This window comes from Bacillus sp. Hm123, from assembly GCF_051842975.2.
In the GTDB taxonomy this organism is placed as follows: domain Bacteria; phylum Bacillota; class Bacilli; order Bacillales; family Domibacillaceae; genus Bacillus_CE.
Map to the genome: position 1 here is coordinate 157,435 of NZ_CM200277.1, position 17,267 is coordinate 174,701.

15 protein-coding genes, 8 tRNA genes and 3 rRNA genes are annotated in these 17,267 nt (G+C 43.5%); 23 read left to right on the forward strand and 3 right to left on the reverse strand.

What is annotated here, in order from left to right; genetic code table 11:
• The first annotated feature begins 24 nt into the window (after positions 1–24).
• From ACSVDJ_RS00930 to salA, 7 genes are all read left to right on the forward strand, one after another.
• Positions 25–720 carry a YhfC family glutamic-type intramembrane protease gene (locus ACSVDJ_RS00930; protein ID WP_439171268.1) on the forward strand — a complete coding sequence of 232 codons (696 nt, stop codon included), beginning with the start codon at positions 25–27 and terminating at the stop codon, positions 718–720.
• On the forward strand, positions 717–1,106 hold the full coding sequence (locus ACSVDJ_RS00935) for a DUF3887 domain-containing protein (protein WP_439171269.1): 390 nt from the start codon (positions 717–719) through the stop codon (positions 1,104–1,106). Before ACSVDJ_RS00930 ends, ACSVDJ_RS00935 begins: the two co-directional genes overlap by 4 nt.
• 144 nt (positions 1,107–1,250) lie before the next feature.
• Positions 1,251–2,081: a GNAT family N-acetyltransferase gene (locus tag ACSVDJ_RS00940; RefSeq protein WP_439171270.1), complete on the forward strand. Its 831-nt coding sequence runs from the start codon at positions 1,251–1,253 to the stop codon at positions 2,079–2,081.
• A gap of 179 nt (positions 2,082–2,260) precedes the next feature.
• Complete coding sequence (locus ACSVDJ_RS00945; RefSeq protein WP_439171271.1) at positions 2,261–2,755, forward strand: PH domain-containing protein; 495 nt, start codon at positions 2,261–2,263, stop codon at positions 2,753–2,755.
• Positions 2,752–4,260 (forward strand): PH domain-containing protein, encoded by a 1,509-nt coding sequence (locus tag ACSVDJ_RS00950; RefSeq protein WP_518619774.1) that lies wholly within the window; start codon positions 2,752–2,754, stop codon positions 4,258–4,260. The genes ACSVDJ_RS00945 and ACSVDJ_RS00950 overlap by 4 nt, the downstream gene beginning before the upstream one ends.
• 105 nt (positions 4,261–4,365) lie before the next feature.
• Positions 4,366–5,070 carry an N-acetylmuramoyl-L-alanine amidase CwlD gene (cwlD, locus tag ACSVDJ_RS00955; protein ID WP_439171274.1) on the forward strand — a complete coding sequence of 235 codons (705 nt, stop codon included), beginning with the start codon at positions 4,366–4,368 and terminating at the stop codon, positions 5,068–5,070.
• Between the two features lie 86 nt (positions 5,071–5,156).
• Positions 5,157–6,209 (forward strand): iron-sulfur carrier protein/transcriptional regulator SalA, encoded by a 1,053-nt coding sequence (salA, locus tag ACSVDJ_RS00960; RefSeq protein ID WP_439171275.1) that lies wholly within the window; start codon positions 5,157–5,159, stop codon positions 6,207–6,209.
• A gap of 49 nt (positions 6,210–6,258) precedes the next feature.
• Here the strand turns inward: salA and gerD are convergent, their stop codons facing one another.
• Positions 6,259–6,834 (reverse strand): spore germination lipoprotein GerD, encoded by a 576-nt coding sequence (gerD, locus tag ACSVDJ_RS00965; protein WP_439171277.1) that lies wholly within the window; start codon positions 6,832–6,834, stop codon positions 6,259–6,261.
• Positions 6,835–6,976: 142 nt separating this feature from the next.
• Between gerD and ACSVDJ_RS00970 the strand changes: the two genes are divergently transcribed.
• A complete protein-coding gene (locus tag ACSVDJ_RS00970) occupies positions 6,977–7,588 on the forward strand; it encodes a KinB-signaling pathway activation protein (protein WP_439171278.1) in 612 nt (203 codons plus the stop codon).
• A 14-nt stretch (positions 7,589–7,602) separates the two neighbouring features.
• On the opposite strand, the gene ACSVDJ_RS00975 is transcribed toward ACSVDJ_RS00970, so the two are convergent.
• Positions 7,603–8,331, reverse strand: a complete 729-nt coding sequence (locus ACSVDJ_RS00975) for a polysaccharide deacetylase family protein (RefSeq protein WP_518619777.1) — start codon at positions 8,329–8,331, stop codon at positions 7,603–7,605.
• A gap of 131 nt (positions 8,332–8,462) precedes the next feature.
• Here ACSVDJ_RS00975 and ACSVDJ_RS00980 point away from each other — a divergent pair, with 131 nt between their 5' ends.
• The 13 genes from ACSVDJ_RS00980 (at position 8,463) to rocF (ending at position 15,710) form a co-directional block, all read left to right on the forward strand.
• On the forward strand, positions 8,463–8,705 hold the full coding sequence (locus ACSVDJ_RS00980) for a hypothetical protein (RefSeq protein ID WP_518619780.1): 243 nt from the start codon (positions 8,463–8,465) through the stop codon (positions 8,703–8,705).
• 247 nt (positions 8,706–8,952) lie between these two features.
• Positions 8,953–10,507 (forward strand): 16S ribosomal RNA (locus ACSVDJ_RS00985).
• A gap of 168 nt (positions 10,508–10,675) precedes the next feature.
• Positions 10,676–13,608 (forward strand): 23S ribosomal RNA (locus ACSVDJ_RS00990).
• 194 nt (positions 13,609–13,802) lie between these two features.
• Positions 13,803–13,918 (forward strand): 5S ribosomal RNA (rrf, locus tag ACSVDJ_RS00995).
• The 16S, 23S and 5S rRNA genes sit together here with 8 tRNA genes alongside, the layout of an rRNA operon.
• A gap of 6 nt (positions 13,919–13,924) precedes the next feature.
• Positions 13,925–13,999, forward strand: a tRNA-Asn gene (locus ACSVDJ_RS01000).
• A 2-nt stretch (positions 14,000–14,001) separates the two neighbouring features.
• Positions 14,002–14,074: transfer RNA gene (locus ACSVDJ_RS01005), tRNA-Thr, on the forward strand.
• 18 nt (positions 14,075–14,092) lie between these two features.
• A tRNA-Glu gene (locus tag ACSVDJ_RS01010) sits at positions 14,093–14,167 on the forward strand.
• Between the two features lie 5 nt (positions 14,168–14,172).
• Positions 14,173–14,248 (forward strand) — tRNA-Val (locus ACSVDJ_RS01015).
• Between the two features lie 16 nt (positions 14,249–14,264).
• A tRNA-Thr gene (locus tag ACSVDJ_RS01020) sits at positions 14,265–14,340 on the forward strand.
• A gap of 13 nt (positions 14,341–14,353) precedes the next feature.
• Positions 14,354–14,438, forward strand: a tRNA-Tyr gene (locus ACSVDJ_RS01025).
• 64 nt (positions 14,439–14,502) lie between these two features.
• A tRNA-Gln gene (locus ACSVDJ_RS01030) sits at positions 14,503–14,577 on the forward strand.
• A gap of 4 nt (positions 14,578–14,581) precedes the next feature.
• A tRNA-Lys gene (locus tag ACSVDJ_RS01035) sits at positions 14,582–14,654 on the forward strand.
• Positions 14,655–14,810: 156 nt separating this feature from the next.
• Positions 14,811–15,710 (forward strand): arginase, encoded by a 900-nt coding sequence (gene rocF, locus ACSVDJ_RS01040; protein ID WP_439170735.1) that lies wholly within the window; start codon positions 14,811–14,813, stop codon positions 15,708–15,710.
• A gap of 27 nt (positions 15,711–15,737) precedes the next feature.
• Here the strand turns inward: rocF and ACSVDJ_RS01045 are convergent, their stop codons facing one another.
• A complete protein-coding gene (locus ACSVDJ_RS01045; RefSeq protein ID WP_439170734.1) occupies positions 15,738–15,926 on the reverse strand; it encodes a Spo0E family sporulation regulatory protein-aspartic acid phosphatase in 189 nt (62 codons plus the stop codon).
• A gap of 147 nt (positions 15,927–16,073) precedes the next feature.
• Here ACSVDJ_RS01045 and sigW point away from each other — a divergent pair, with 147 nt between their 5' ends.
• Together sigW and ACSVDJ_RS01055 are read left to right on the forward strand one after the other, a co-directional pair.
• Positions 16,074–16,637 (forward strand): RNA polymerase sigma factor SigW, encoded by a 564-nt coding sequence (gene sigW, locus ACSVDJ_RS01050; protein WP_439170732.1) that lies wholly within the window; start codon positions 16,074–16,076, stop codon positions 16,635–16,637.
• A 20-nt stretch (positions 16,638–16,657) separates the two neighbouring features.
• Entirely contained in the window at positions 16,658–17,266 is a 609-nt protein-coding gene (locus ACSVDJ_RS01055; RefSeq protein ID WP_518619784.1) for an anti-sigma factor family protein, read from the forward strand.
• The last annotated feature ends 1 nt before the right edge of the window (position 17,267 follow it).

The following is a 17,267-nucleotide window of genomic DNA, read 5'->3' on the forward strand; positions in this document are numbered from 1 at the left end:
ATAACGAGTGAGGAGATGTAAGTGGTGGCAGGAGTCGTTTTTGGATTGTTGATAGGGATCATGTTTCCGTTAGCTGCTCTATTTTATTGTCTTATTAAAAAGCGCTATTTCAAGCCTTATCTTTTAGGCGTATTGGCTTTTATCATTTCGCAAATGTTACTTAGGCTTCCTCTGCTTCAATGGTTAAGCGGAAATGTGATAGCGTATGATATGTTCCAAGCAACACAGCCTTTCCTTTTCGCCTTAGGCCTCGGTTTTTCAGCAGGTATGTTTGAAGGGGTGGCTCGTTATATCGCCATGAAATACTTCATGAAAAATCACCGAGCTTGGGGAGATGGTATCGTTTTTGGCATTGGACATGGTGGAATTGAAGCGGTGTTATTTTTGGGCATGAGTGCTTTAACGAGTTTGTTCTCCCCCACCATGTGGCTCATGCATGGCACGGATTATTTTATAGGCGGTATCGAGCGACTATTTGCTATTTTACTTCATGTTGGGTTATCTATCCTTGTGTTAAAGGGAGTGACTAGCGGGCAAATCAAGTACTTGTGTTATGCCATCTTTATTCACGGCATGATCGACTCATTCGTAGGCATTGTCCCATTGCTTATCACGAGTTCAACTTCCATCATTGTGATCGAAGGACTATTAATAATTACGAGCATTCTTCTCTTTGCTTATTGTATGAAATTAAGAAAAAATTGGAGTGTTGTAAAATGAAAAAGTACATCGTGTCGATCGTAAGTACGTGTATGCTTTTGCTGCTTTTAAGCGCCTGTGGAGGGGCTAAAGTGGATGAGGAAACGTCAGAAAAAATGATTCAGCAAGCGGAAGATGTTGTTCAGCTTCTGAATGATCAACAATACGAAGAGTTAAGGGAAGCTTTTGATAGTACGTTGAAGAAAGAGTTGACGGAAGAAAGGCTAAAGGAAATCGAGCCAATTCTTGAGGATTCTGGTGCAGTTGAAAAATTTGAGAAATCTTCAGTTGAGGAAAAGGACGGCAATTATATCGTTGTGTTAGTCGCGAAGCATACTAATGATCAGCGTATTTTTACGGTGACTATAAACAAGTCTAATCAAGTCAGTGGACTTTTTGTGAAATAAGGGAATATAACGAGTTTTTAAAAAGGGATTTGGAATGTTTTCATTTCAAATTCTTTTTTTATGCCTTAAAAAGACTTTGAAGTGTTTGATTTAAATTTTATAGGGTAAATCAAGTGAATATTCCAATTCGCAGGAGGGAGACGAATGATTTATAAACTACAGAAGAAAGATTATCAGAGGGTAAGGGCATTGCTACAAACACCGGAGCAAAAAAATGATTGGACACTTAATGCGATAATTAACGGTACGAATAGAGGAATGATTTACGTTGATGATATTGAAAAGCCTCGAACAGCGATGATCGATGTAACGGGAGTCATCACTATGTTTATTGGAGATGCTACCAATGAAAAATTTATAACCCCTTTACGTGATTTCATTGACAATCAGTTAAAAGAAGATACGTATGAATCGTGTGAAGGCACGCACTTTTTGACGGTTGTTAAGGAGGAATCTTGGGAGAAAGCTTTACTAGAGGTTATTTCTCATAGAGATTTTGAAATAGATTATGAGTGGTATTATCAATTTAACGAAAGTTGCTTCTATTCTTTGAAAGAAAGCCACAAACTTTTACCAAGGGGATATGAGATTAGAAGAATAGATGCGGATGTTATTAGTAATGATCCAGATGAAATGATGATTGATGTTTTAAATGAATGTTGGTATTCGGTGGATAAGTTTCTTGAACAGGGTTTTGGGTACTGTGTCATGAAAGAAGGTAGAATCGTCAGTGCTTGCTTGTCTTGTTGCGTTAATGGGAAAGATCATGAGATTAGTGTAGAGACATACAATGAAGAAGAACAAAATAAAGGGTTAGCCACGTCGGTATGTGCAGTATATTTGGAGCATTGTATAGAACAGGGAGTTGTTCCGCACTGGTCTACGTTGGAAACAAATATAGAGTCGAAGCAATTGGCAAAGAAATTAGGGTTTGAGTTTGAATCGAAGAGTAAGACAGTGGAGTTTGAATTTTAGTAGTAGAGTGACGGTTTCGTTATGTTTGCTTTGATGAAATTAAAGGTATTTCTTGGGCTCTCGAATCTTTTGTGAGTTAGGGAGCTTTTTTCGGTATTTTAAATGCTTTTTGAAGTTACGAGTTTTATAATGATTAAGACATAAATAGAAAAATACTTTTTAAGGAGGATTTATATTATATGTATTCAACAATCAAGCCTCCGCAGAGAGTCATTTCACCGGATGCTGTAAAGGTTTGGCGGATGACAGAAATCGTATCCGATATCATTATTCTTGCGGTATTAGGCGGGCTTTACGGTCTTTATAGCTATTTTGATTGGAAGGAATGGATTAGTTGGATTTTAATTGGTTTAGCTATTGTAACAGTTATGGCAGCTATTTGGGGTATTGTCTTTGCGCCGAAGCTGAAGCAGAAATATTGGCGTTATGATGTAAGCGAAGAGTTTATTCAGCTAAAGTATGGTGTGTGGAATGAAGTACATGCCTTAGTTCCGATGACGAAGGTGCAGTCTGTTGAGTTAAATCAAGGTCCTTTTTTGCGGAAATATGGGCTGTATTCGATCAGTGTTGGGACGATGGGAACGACGCATGAAATTCCGGCAGTTCCACAGGCGGAAGCTCATGAGCTACGTGATCAAATTGCCCACTACGCGAAAATTAAGGAAGTGGAATGATGGGGCAGCCATTAAAGAAGCTACATCCGCTGAAAATAGTTTTAGATATATGGAAGTTGATTAAAGAAAATGCTTTCTTTTTCATCCTTTTATTTATTCTCAATTTCAATTCTGACAAGACATACATAGAGGTTTTGCAAATTGTTTTTATCGTCTATATTGCAGCGCGTTTAATATGGACGTTGCTCGATTGGTTTACATACAAATATGAAATTAAAGAGAATAACATTTACGTTCAGTCAGGTGTTTTTTCGAAATCATATCGTACGGTTCCTTTTAGTAAAGTACAAAATATCCAACGTCGGACAACGATTTTTCATAAGCTTTTTCGTGTGACCTCTATGACAGTAGAAACGGCAACAGCAGGGGATGAGAGTTCTGTGACGTTTGATATTCTTCTAAGGAAAGAAGCCGATCAGTTAGAGCAGCAAATCAATAGGGTTCGTGCTAGAGAGCCGTTGGCAAATGAAGAGGGGCTAGACCGACAAGAAGAAACGACATTTGTGGCACCTGCTACGGAAGAAAAGACGATACATTTTACTCCGACTAGAAAAGATTTATTGAAGGCGTCTTTTATTTCGCTCAGCTTTTTTATCTTGTTCCCTATTGTCTTTAAATTGGATGATATTTTTCAAATAGAAACGTTTGCGAAAGACTTTTTTGAGGTGATATCTAAATCATGGTGGATTATTTCACTTGTGAGTGTAGTGCTGATCCTGTTGTCTATTGGTATTGGTATCGTACGGACGTTTATGAAGTATGGTAAATACGAAATATCTTCTGACAGTCAAAGTATTTACATTAAAAAAGGCGTGTTAGATGAGTCCTCATTTATGATTCAAAAAGAGAAGGTGCAAGCAATCGTTATTACCCAGTCTTTTATGAAACGACTATTAGGTCTTGCGGAAGTGGAGCTGATTAGTGCGGGGCGAACGGATTTTGAAGAAATGGAGACGAATTCGTTGTATCCGTTTCTGCCGGTTCAGCGTGCATATGAAATGATTGAGGAGATTTTGCCAGGTTATCGGGTAGAGAGGAATATGGAGCGGCTGCCGAAAGAAGCGTTTTGGGTACGAATGATTAGACACAGCGTCTTCTGGTTGGTCGTAATAGCTGCGGTTTTCTATTTCAAACCATCCTTCTGGTATATTCCTGTCGCACTTACTGCTTTTGCCTATTTGATTAAAATCTTTAATTATAAAAATAGTCGATATCGAATAACCGAGGAATTTATTCAAATGAAGACCGGGGCCTTTAATACAAATTTGTTCATTACGAAGCGAAGTAAAGTGATTGAAATAGAAGCAACGCAGTCGAAGCTTCAGAGATCGTTCGGTTTGGCAACGATTAAAACAGTGAATCGTGCTCAACCTGTTCATCATGAGGAACTGGCTGATGTACCTGCTGAAGTGGCGGATGAATTTTATTCATGGTATGCGATGAGAATGAATGAAGTGAAAATTCATCATGAGGAAGTGTCTACAACAGAAGTTACGCAAAGCTAATAATATGAACAAACTTGTGTGGATCTAATCTGCACAAGTTTTTTTCATATTCTTGATCTTTGTCCCATAAGTTAGCTACAGAAGGAAGATAAAGGTGGGGACGAGATGAAGAGGTGGAAGAAGCTTAGTGCTATTTGTTTAGCAGTTGCCGTTTGTATTTTTCTCTTTCAACATTTTATCGCAGACCGGAATTCGTGGAAGCCGTGGAATCTTCCTCTTTCCGGGAAAACGATTTATTTAGATCCGGGGCATGGCGGGCCTGATGGAGGAGCGGGAGATGACGAAGTGTTGGAGAAAGATGTCGCTCTTGCGGTGGCGGAAAAGGTTCGTGATTATTTACAGGGGCAGGGAGCGATTGTGCTGATGACGAGGGAAAGTGACAAGGACTTGGCCGACCCAGATACAAAAAGATATCGGACGAGAAAAACGGAGGATTTAAAAGAGCGGCTACGGTTAATTAATGAGTCTAAAGCGGATTTGTTTGTTAGTATTCATTTGAATGCGATTCCTTCTCCTAGGTGGAGAGGCGCACAAACATTTTTTATGCCGACCTTGCCAGAGAACACAAAGTTAGCGAAAGCGATTCAGGATGAAATGGTATTGAATTTGGAAAATACAACGAGAATGGCCAAGGCGATTAATCATGTGTATTTAATGAAATATGCCAATAAGCCGGGAGCGCTCGTAGAAATTGGTTTTTTGTCGAACCCTGATGAGAAGCAGGATTTGATGGCAGAGGAATACCAAGAAAAGGTGGCGGCTTCGGTTTATAAGGGGGTTATGAAGTATTTAGATGAGGAGCAGAAGTGAAAGCATGCCCGATCCTTCTTTTGCATCGTGAGAATGTGGTATACTAAGTGAGATGAAACGATGACAGAAGAAGGATGGTGTATGTTTTGGTAACAGTAGAACAAGTTCAAGAAATTTTAGCGAAAATGGAAGATCCTTTTTTACATAGAACGTTAGCAGAAACAAACGGTATTATCGACATTAGTGTCAAGGAAGAGAAGCAGCATGTTAGTGTGAAGGTAGCGATTGCGCAAACAGGAACAGCAGAACAGCTACAGCTGCAAATGCAGATTGTCGATGCGTTGAAAGAAGCTGGCGCACAAACAGTCGGTATTCGTTTTGCTGATCTTCCAGAAGAGGAGTTAGCGAAGTACCGTGGCGCAGAGGGTGATCAAGAGGAAGGACTACTTTCTCCGAATAGCAAGACGACGTTTATTGCGATTGCTAGTGGAAAGGGTGGCGTTGGTAAATCAACAGTATCCGTGAACCTAGCTGTAGCACTAGCTCGCCTTGGTAAAAAAGTAGGGCTTGTTGATGCGGATATTTACGGCTTCAGCGTGCCAGATATGATGGGAATTATGCAACGCCCAGTCGTTCGTGGAGATAAAATCATTCCGGTAGAACGCTTCGGAGTTAAGGTGATTTCGATGGGCTTTTTCGTTGATGATAACGCACCTGTCATTTGGCGTGGCCCAATGCTTGGAAAAATGTTGACAAGCTTCTTCCAAGAAGTAGAGTGGGGAGATTTGGACTACTTGCTGCTTGATTTGCCACCAGGAACAGGGGATGTCGCATTAGATATTCACTCGATGCTTCCTCACTCTAAAGAAATTATCGTCTCTACTCCGCATCCGACAGCGGCATTTGTTGCTGCTCGTGCCGGAGCGATGGCACTCCAAACGGATCATGAAGTGATCGGTGTCGTGGAGAACATGGCTTATTTTGAAAGCAAAGTAACGGGTGAGAAGGAATATGTCTTCGGTCGTGGAGGCGGAGATAAGTTGGCAGAAGAGCTTCAAACAGAAGTGTTAGGCCGCTTACCGTTGAAACAGCCGGATTGGGATGAAGCCGACTTTGCTCCGTCTGTTTATGCAGAAGATCATCAATTAGGTTTAATTTATAAAGAAATGGCGGCTAAGGTAATTAACAAATTAGGTTAATTTTCTTCAAAAAAGATGGACAACGGCAAAGAGCCGCGTCCATCTTTTTTTATTTCCCACCTTCTTTTTCTTTGTCCTTTCCTTGTTCTTCCGCAGCTTTCAATAAGATTTCTTGGATTTTCGCTTGATACAACGGGCTTTCAAATGTTTCACTCATGACGGTTTGTAGATGTTTCCGGTATTCTTTACTTTTTAACAGCTTCGTTACGTTTTTTTCGTAGTCTGGGTCCTTTAAAATGTCGAGCATCATCGCTTGGTATTGTGGATCTTTCATTAAAGACTTCAATAATGCTTCATGTTCCTTCTTCATACTTTTGGCGACGGCTGCAGCGAAGGCAGGGTCTTTAAAGGATTCTTTCCAAAACTTTTCTCCTTTATCAGATAAGATCGTTTGTTCAATCGATTGCGAGACAACCTTTTGATCCATCACTAGCTGCTGTTTCACTTTTTCATCCTTCATCATTTCTTGTAATGCTTTCTTGCCGTCATCTGTTTTCAATATATCAACGACCATTTTCTTCGTCGCTTCATAATCCATTTGGGCGTTTCCGGTAGGTGGTGTGCCTCCTCCACAAGCTGATAACAAACATACGAGTAAGAGGAGCGGCAAAGTCATTTTTAACATGGAGAAGCTCCTTTCAATGCTTGGCTTTATCATTAATATGAGCAGAGCGGTGGAAAATATACGAGGCTTAGCTTTGCCTAGATTTTTTTAACTGGCGTTGATACAATCAAAAGAGCATAAATATATTGTTAGGGGTGGGGAAGTGACGATCCGGAACTGGGTAAGATTTTTTGTACATACATTAATGATTGGCGGAGCGGCCGCAGGTATTATCGGATTATTTATTCGTTGGGGTGAGTTATCTCCGCTAATGACTCAAGGGGATTGGAAAGATGTATTTTCCATCGTTACTTGGCATGTTGCTGTTGGTTTTACGTTTAGTGTGATTAGTCAAATGGGGTTTTTCGCTTATTTAACCGTGCATCAATTTGGAGCAGGGATGTTCCGCTCGTTTTGGAATAGTGTTCAGCTACTGCTGATTGCATTTGTTCTCTTCGATCTTGTATATTTCCGTTTCCAAGCGTTTGGTGATCAAGGTGAGTCGCTATGGCCATATTTTCTATTGGCAGGCTTTTTGTTGTTAATGGGTGTTGGTACAGCGGCGGCGAAAGCAAAATTAACGAACAAAAATGTATTTATTTCCGCTTTATTCTTTATGGTCGTCCTTACGGTGCTAGAGTGGTTACCTGTGTTACAAGTTAATGATAAAAAATGGCTATATATTATGTTGTTCACGTTATTGCCATGCAATGCATTTCAGCTATTAGCTTTACCTAAATATAATCAACGTCCGACAGAGAAAAGCAGAGCGTGAAGAACTCTGCTTTTTCAATTCACTAATTTTGTTTCAGCAACGCCATTATCAATTAATTGTGAAACGGTGACCATTCGATCGGTTTTTGACACGTGCTGAATCACTTCTGGCAGCAGTGTATTTGTTTGCTTGGCTGAATCAGACGCATGCATAAGAATAATATCTCCTGCTTCTACCTCCTTTACTTTCGATAAAATATGCTCAGAACCAGGGTTTTTCCAGTCATCGGTATTAAGGCTCCAATGAACATAAGTTAAGTTCATTTCCTCCGCCACATTGATGACTTCTTTGTTAAAATGTCCGGTCGGCGCTCGAAGTAGTTCGATATTTTCGATTTGTAGCTTTTTAAATACTTCCTGTGCTTTTAAGAGGTCCTTTTTTATTTCTTCGTTCGTTAAAGTTGTATAGTCCACATATTGATATCCTAACAATCCAATTTCAAAATGATGTTCTTTCATCTTTTTGACTAAGTCGGGGTGTCGCTCGGCCCATGATCCTGATAAAAAGAAGGTCGCCTTTGTCTTGTGGCGAATGAGAGTTTGAACAACCTTGCTCGCTTTTTCATCCCCCCAACCGATATCGAATGTTAAAGCAATTCCTTTCTCACCTTTATATACTGCTGTAGGTGTCTCCTTAGAAGAAAAGACGGGCATACTTATGGAATTTTTTGAAAACAATAAAAGGGCAGTAAAGAACGAAACAGCTACTAAAAACAAAAACTGCTTTGTTTTTTTTGTATTCAAGGTATAGAAGTAAATCATGCTCTCCCTCCGGTCATGTAGTCTTAGTGAATTTTATGAGCATGTACATAAATATTATGACAAACAAATCAAATCGCTGAATAGCATAGAAGTATGAGCAGAATAAAAAAATAATGGGTGATGAAATGCTAGCACTTTTAATTAATGAGGAAGAGAAAAGAGAAATTTACTATTTGCTTAAAAGAGAAATGGATGAGATTTTATTTGACTTGGGTGATACGAGAATCGCAGAAGCGGTAAAATGCTCCATGAAAACAAAATATGCACGATTATTTGAGCTGTTTAAACGAGTGGCCCCTGAAGGAGAATGTATGCAGTATTTAGCTTATCAAAAAACTTTTTTGAAAAAGTTTTAAATTAGCGTTGACTTTATTAGTTGTTTCGTGATAGATTATTACTTGTCGCCGCGATGGTGGCGATAACGAAAAAAAGAAATTCAAAAAACATGTTGACTTTTACTGAGTCATTATGGTAAGGTTAAAAAGTCGCTGAAAACGACATTAAGTTGAAATTGATCTTTGAAAACTGAACAAAATAAACGTCAACGTTAATTCTAAATGCTTAGTTTATCTAAGTGAAACAATTTATGAGCAATCAAACACTTTATCGGAGAGTTTGATCCTGGCTCAGGACGAACGCTGGCGGCGTGCCTAATACATGCAAGTCGAGCGGACTTGATGGAAGCTTGCTTCTATTCAAGTTAGCGGCGGACGGGTGAGTAACACGTGGGTAACCTGCCTGTAAGACTGGGATAACTCCGGGAAACCGGGGCTAATACCGGATAAGTTCTTTCTCCGCATGGAGAAGGATTGAAAGATGGTTTCGGCTATCACTTACAGATGGACCCGCGGCGCATTAGCTAGTTGGTGAGGTAACGGCTCACCAAGGCGACGATGCGTAGCCGACCTGAGAGGGTGATCGGCCACACTGGGACTGAGACACGGCCCAGACTCCTACGGGAGGCAGCAGTAGGGAATCTTCCGCAATGGACGAAAGTCTGACGGAGCAACGCCGCGTGAGTGAAGAAGGTTTTCGGATCGTAAAGCTCTGTTGTTAGGGAAGAACAAGTATCGGAGTAACTGCCGGTACCTTGACGGTACCTAACCAGAAAGCCACGGCTAACTACGTGCCAGCAGCCGCGGTAATACGTAGGTGGCAAGCGTTGTCCGGAATTATTGGGCGTAAAGCGCGCGCAGGCGGTCTTTTAAGTCTGATGTGAAAGCCCACGGCTCAACCGTGGAGGGTCATTGGAAACTGGAAGACTTGAGTGCAGAAGAGAAGAGCGGAATTCCACGTGTAGCGGTGAAATGCGTAGAGATGTGGAGGAACACCAGTGGCGAAGGCGGCTCTTTGGTCTGTAACTGACGCTGAGGCGCGAAAGCGTGGGGAGCAAACAGGATTAGATACCCTGGTAGTCCACGCCGTAAACGATGAGTGCTAAGTGTTGGAGGGTTTCCGCCCTTCAGTGCTGCAGCTAACGCATTAAGCACTCCGCCTGGGGAGTACGGTCGCAAGACTGAAACTCAAAGGAATTGACGGGGGCCCGCACAAGCGGTGGAGCATGTGGTTTAATTCGAAGCAACGCGAAGAACCTTACCAGGTCTTGACATCCTCTGACAACTCTGGAGACAGAGCGTTCCCCTTCGGGGGACAGAGTGACAGGTGGTGCATGGTTGTCGTCAGCTCGTGTCGTGAGATGTTGGGTTAAGTCCCGCAACGAGCGCAACCCTTGATCTTAGTTGCCAGCATTTAGTTGGGCACTCTAAGGTGACTGCCGGTGACAAACCGGAGGAAGGTGGGGATGACGTCAAATCATCATGCCCCTTATGACCTGGGCTACACACGTGCTACAATGGATGGTACAAAGGGCTGCAAGACCGCGAGGTTTAGCCAATCCCATAAAACCATTCTCAGTTCGGATTGTAGGCTGCAACTCGCCTACATGAAGCCGGAATCGCTAGTAATCGCGGATCAGCATGCCGCGGTGAATACGTTCCCGGGCCTTGTACACACCGCCCGTCACACCACGAGAGTTTGTAACACCCGAAGTCGGTGGGGTAACCCTTACGGGAGCCAGCCGCCTAAGGTGGGACAGATGATTGGGGTGAAGTCGTAACAAGGTAGCCGTATCGGAAGGTGCGGCTGGATCACCTCCTTTCTAAGGATAGAACGGAAAGTAAGAACGTTGTTCTTACTCAAATTAACGCTGCGTTTTATTTTGTTCAGTTTTGAAGGATGAATTCCTTCTATAACTATTACTTGTTCTTTGAAAACTGGATAATATCGTATAAAGTAACCAAGCAATAACCGAGTAATCGCCATTTTAGGTTAAGTTAGAAAGGGCGCACGGTGGATGCCTTGGCACTAGGAGCCGATGAAGGACGGGACTAACTCCGATATGCTCCGGGGAGCTGTAAGTAAGCTTTGATCCGGAGATTTCCGAATGGGGAAACCCACTGTTCGTAATGGAACAGTATCTCTATCTGAATACATAGGATAGTTGAAGGCATACCCGGGGAACTGAAACATCTAAGTACCCGGAGGAAGAGAAAGCAAATGCGATTCCCTGAGTAGCGGCGAGCGAAACGGGAACAGCCCAAACCAGAAGGCTTGCCTTCTGGGGTTGTAGGACACTCTACACGGAGTTACAAAAGAACGGGATAGGCGAAGAGGTCTGGAAAGGCCCATCAGAGAAGGTAACAATCCTGTAACCGAAATTTCGTTCTCTCCAGAGTGGATCCTGAGTACGGCGGAACACGTGAAATTCCGTCGGAATCCGGGAGGACCATCTCCCAAGGCTAAATACTCCCTAGTGACCGATAGTGAACCAGTACCGTGAGGGAAAGGTGAAAAGCACCCCGGAAGGGGAGTGAAAAAGATCCTGAAACCGTGTGCCTACAAGTAGTTAGAGCCCGTTAATGGGTGATAGCGTGCCTTTTGTAGAATGAACCGGCGAGTTACGATTTCATGCAAGGTTAAGTCAGAAAGACGGAGCCGCAGCGAAAGCGAGTCTGAATAGGGCGAATGAGTATGAGGTCGTAGACCCGAAACCAGGTGATCTACCCATGTCCAGGGTGAAGGTAAGGTAACACTTACTGGAGGCCCGAACCCACGTACGTTGAAAAGTGCGGGGATGAGGTGTGGGTAGCGGTGAAATTCCAATCGAACCTGGAGATAGCTGGTTCTCTCCGAAATAGCTTTAGGGCTAGCCTCAAGGGAAGAGTTTTGGAGGTAGAGCACTGTTTGGACTAGGGGCCCCCATCGGGTTACCGAATTCAGACAAACTCCGAATGCCAAAAACTTATCCTTGGGAGTCAGACTGCGAGTGATAAGATCCGTAGTCAAGAGGGAAACAGCCCAGACCACCAGCTAAGGTCCCAAAGTATACGTTAAGTGGAAAAGGATGTGGAGTTGCTTAGACAACCAGGATGTTGGCTTAGAAGCAGCCACCATTTAAAGAGTGCGTAATAGCTCACTGGTCGAGTGACTCTGCGCCGAAAATGTACCGGGGCTAAACGTATCACCGAAGCTGTGGATTGACATCTTTGATGTCAGTGGTAGGAGAGCGTTCTAAGGGCTGTGAAGCTAGACCGTAAGGACTGGTGGAGCGCTTAGAAGTGAGAATGCCGGTATGAGTAGCGAAAGAAGGGTGAGAATCCCTTCCACCGAATGCCTAAGGTTTCCTGAGGAAGGCTCGTCCTCTCAGGGTTAGTCGGGACCTAAGCCGAGGCCGAAAGGCGTAGGCGATGGATAACAGGTTGATATTCCTGTACCACCTATTTACCATTTGAGCAATGGGGGGACGCAGGAGGATAGGGTAAGCGCGCGAATGGAAATGCGCGTCCAAGCAGTTAGGCCGATGACGAGGCAAATCCCGTCATCATCAAGGCGGAGCTGTGACGGCGAGGGAAATATAGTACCGAAGTTCCTGATTCCACACTGCCAAGAAAAGCCTCTAGCGAGGTAAAAGGTGCCCGTACCGCAAACCGACACAGGTAGGCGAGGAGAGAATCCTAAGGTGAGCGAGTGAACTCTCGTTAAGGAACTCGGCAAAATGACCCCGTAACTTCGGGAGAAGGGGTGCTCTTTGGGGTGAATAGCCCCGAGGAGCCGCAGTGAATAGGCCCAGGCGACTGTTTAGCAAAAACACAGGTCTCTGCGAAGCCGCAAGGCGAAGTATAGGGGCTGACGCCTGCCCGGTGCTGGAAGGTTAAGGGGAGCGCTTAGCGTAAGCGAAGGTGTGAACCGAAGCCCCAGTAAACGGCGGCCGTAACTATAACGGTCCTAAGGTAGCGAAATTCCTTGTCGGGTAAGTTCCGACCCGCACGAAAGGCGTAACGATCTGGGCACTGTCTCAACGAGAGACTCGGTGAAATTATAGTACCTGTGAAGATGCAGGTTACCCGCGACAGGACGGAAAGACCCCGTGGAGCTTTACTGTAGCCTGATATTGAATTTTGGCACAGCTTGTACAGGATAGGTAGGAGCCTTTGAAGCGTGAGCGCCAGCTTACGTGGAGGCGTTGGTGGGATACTACCCTGGCTGTGTTGAACTTCTAACCCGCACCCCTGATCGGGGTGGGAGACAGTGTCAGGTGGGCAGTTTGACTGGGGCGGTCGCCTCCTAAAAAGTAACGGAGGCGCCCAAAGGTTCCCTCAGAATGGTTGGAAATCATTCGCAGAGTGTAAAGGCACAAGGGAGCTTGACTGCGAGACCTACAAGTCGAGCAGGGACGAAAGTCGGGCTTAGTGATCCGGTGGTTCCGCATGGAAGGGCCATCGCTCAACGGATAAAAGCTACCCCGGGGATAACAGGCTTATCTCCCCCAAGAGTCCACATCGACGGGGAGGTTTGGCACCTCGATGTCGGCTCATCGCATCCTGGGGCTGTAGTCGGTCCCAAGGGTTGGGCTGTTCGCCCATTAAAGCGGTACGCGAGCTGGGTTCAGAACGTCGTGAGACAGTTCGGTCCCTATCCGTCGCGGGCGCAGGAAATTTGAGAGGAGCTGTCCTTAGTACGAGAGGACCGGGATGGACGCACCGCTGGTGTACCAGTTGTCTTGCCAAAGGCATCGCTGGGTAGCTATGTGCGGACGGGATAAGTGCTGAAAGCATCTAAGCATGAAGCCCCCCTCAAGATGAGATTTCCCATAGCGCAAGCTAGTAAGATCCCTGAAAGATGATCAGGTAGATAGGTTCGAGGTGGAAGCGTGGCGACACGTGGAGCTGACGAATACTAATCGATCGAGGACTTAACCAATAAAGCAGAGGCGACTGTTCAGACATGACAAGCAAATGTTCTGACGCTGGAAAGACGTTAGTCTTGTAAGCGGCAGGTTATTTGACTCGAATGTCTAGGAGCCGGAGCTAGAAATAGATACACCAATAGGCGATTTGCAAGGTTACAATACTTATTATCCAGTTTTGAAAGAACAACTCTTTCAAACTTTATAGTCTGGTGGCGATAGCGAAGAGGTCACACCCGTTCCCATACCGAACACGGAAGTTAAGTTCTTCAGCGCCGATGGTAGTTGGGGGTTTCCCCCTGTGAGAGTAGGACGTTGCCAGGCAAGCATTCCGCAGTAGCTCAGTGGTAGAGCTATCGGCTGTTAACCGATCGGTCGCAAGTTCGAATCTTGCCTGCGGAGCCATTGCTTCCATAGCTCAGCAGGTAGAGTGCTTCCATGGTAAGGAAGAGGTCACCGGTTCGAGCCCGGTTGGAAGCTTATTATTTGTCGTTTTATGGCCCGTTGGTCAAGCGGTTAAGACACCGCCCTTTCACGGCGGTAACACGGGTTCGAATCCCGTACGGGTCACCATTAACGGAGGATTAGCTCAGCTGGGAGAGCACCTGCCTTACAAGCAGGGGGTCGGCGGTTCGATCCCGTCATCCTCCACCATGAATTACTTACGTATGCCGGTGTAGCTCAATTGGTAGAGCAACTGACTTGTAATCAGTAGGTTGGGGGTTCAAGTCCTCTCGCCGGCACCAGTTTCAGATATGTGGAGGGGTAGCGAAGTGGCTAAACGCGGCGGACTGTAAATCCGCTCCCTCAGGGTTCGGCGGTTCGAATCCGCCCCCCTCCACCAGTTTTTATATGATATGAATTGACATATGTATCATACATGTCTTTTTTTTCTTTTCACATAATGTTGGGCTATAGCCAAGCGGTAAGGCAGCGGATTTTGATTCCGTCACGCGAAGGTTCGAATCCTTCTAGCCCAGCCATTTCGAGCCATTAGCTCAGTTGGTAGAGCATCTGACTTTTAATCAGAGGGTCGAAGGTTCGAGTCCTTCATGGCTCACTTTCTAAAAAAGCTGTGTCTTTAGATTGTTTAAACGATCTAAGGACACAGCTTTTTTTAATGTTTGATACGAATAAATATTCAGAAAAATGTTGAGTTGAGTCATATAATTTTTTTTAGTAAAATAACAACAGCAACGATAGAGGAGTGGTATACATGGAGAAAAAAGTATCAATTATTGGGGTTCCTATGGATCTTGGTCAGCTTCGTAGAGGAGTAGATATGGGACCAAGCGCTATTCGTTACGCAGGCATCTGTGAACGGCTGCAAAATTTAAGTATTGAAGTAGAAGACTGCGGAGATATTGAGATCAGCAGAGATTATCCGGCTGAAGATGAAAATACAAATTTAAAGAACTTGAAAGCGGTTACGGAAGCGAGTGGAAGATTAGCTCAAAAAGTAGATGAAGTCATCGAAGCAGGTAGCTTTCCTCTAATGCTCGGCGGTGACCATAGCATTGCGATTGGATCGCTCGCTGGGATTGCTAAGCATTATAAAAACCTCGGTGTCATTTGGTATGATGCTCATGGTGATTTAAATACAGCGGAGACATCTCCAACGGGAAATATTCATGGTATGCCATTAGCAGCAAGCTTAGGCCTTGGACACCCAGATTTAACTGACTTATACGGCTACGCACCAAAAGTGAAGCCTGAAAACATCGTTATTATCGGTGCTCGTTCTCTTGACGAAGGAGAGAAGGAACTGATTAAAGAGCAAGGTATCAAAGTTTACACGATGCATGAAGTAGATCGCCTTGGAATGACAGCAGTGATTGAAGAGACGATCGCATACTTGAAGGACAAAACGGATGGTGTTCACCTATCTTTAGACCTTGACGGATTAGATCCTAATGATGCACCAGGTGTAGGTACGCCAGTACTCGGTGGAATTAGCTACCGTGAGAGCCATTTAGCGATGGAATTGTTAGAGGAGAGTGGAATCATTACTTCAGCTGAATTTGTTGAGGTTAACCCAATCTTGGACGAAAAAAATAAAACAGCTGCCGTAGCAGTTGCTCTAATGAGTTCACTATTTGGAGAAAAGTTATTATAATTAAAACCGGGAGCTCTGGCTATTAAGCTAGACTTCCGGTTCTTTGTTTAGTTCATACTCATTTAATAATTGATCTAGCTTTGTACTAATTTCAAGCACTTTTGTATTTGAAAAAGATGTTTCCATAGCTAATAAGATCATTTCATTTCGCCAATGCTCAATTTCGTTTAAAATATCCTTATTTAGTAGAATCATCCTTATTTCAACTCCGATCATAAAAAGTCTTCTATGTACATTTTACCAGTTTCCAAAAAAGTGTAAACTTATTTTAGAGAGTTTCAATAAAAAAATATGCTTTTTTTGAAACCTTTTCAAATACATAATCGTATATAATGGTACCTGCCAGGGCGGAGGTAAAAAGTAATGGAGTTAATTGTCCAAAGAAGAATAAAGCAAGTATTAAAAGGCGATCAAAACGCCTTTGGAGAGATTGTAGAGCTCTATAAAGATCAGGTGTATCAAATTTGTTTTCGAATGCTGTGGGATCGTCACGAGGCGGAGGATGCGGCTCAGGAGGCTTTCATTAAAGCTTTCATTAACATACACTCCTATGATCCTAAGAAAAAGTTCGTGACTTGGCTTTATAGAATTGCGACGAATCTGTGTATCGATCGCATTCGTAAAAAAAAGCCGGATTATCATTTAGATGCAGAGATTGCTGGAACAGAAGGACTCAATATGTATTCTCAAATCTCCTCAGCAGAGAATCTTCCGGAAGAAGAAGTTGAAAATTTAGAGTTGCAAGGGACGATTCAAGAAGCAATTTTAAAGCTTCCTGAAAAGTATCGTTCGGTGATCGTATTAAAGTATATTGAAGAACTGCAGCTACAGGAAATTGCAGATATTTTGGAGCTGCCTTTAGGCACTGTGAAAACGAGAGTGCATCGAGGCAGAGAAACGCTCCGAAAATATTTACGGAATTTGTAATCGAAGGGATGTGTGCGATAATGACTTCTTGTCCAAAACAGATTGTACAATTTATGCATAGATACCTAGATGGAGAGCTCGATGCCGAACAACAGAGAGAATTAAAGAAGTATTTAGATGAGTATCCAGACTGCAATCAGCACTTTATGGAGTTGAAAAAAACGATAGCCCTCGTTCAAAGCGCTTCGCATATTAAGGCACCAGAAGGATTCACGGAAAAAGTGCTTTTTGCTTTACCGAAAGAAGGAAAATCGGTTGGAGTGAAACGCTGGTTTCAACAGCATCCGTTTTTCACGGCGGCGTCTCTGTTCCTTGCGTTAATGACAGGGGGGTTTTTCTCCATGTGGCAACAGGAAACAGACAATTTCGCTTTTACGAAGCATGATCAGTTAAAGGTAGAAAATCATACGGTCATTGTTCCGGAAGGAGAGACGATCAAAGGAAATCTCGTTGTGGAAAATGGGGACATCCGGATAGAAGGAGAAGTTGAAGGAAACGTTACGGTGATTAATGGTGACAAATACATGGCATCCGCTGGAAAGGTTTCAGGAGAAATTGAAGAAATAGATGAAGCATTCGGATGGGTATGGTACAAAATGAAGAAAACTGTAGCTGCGATATTTAATTAAG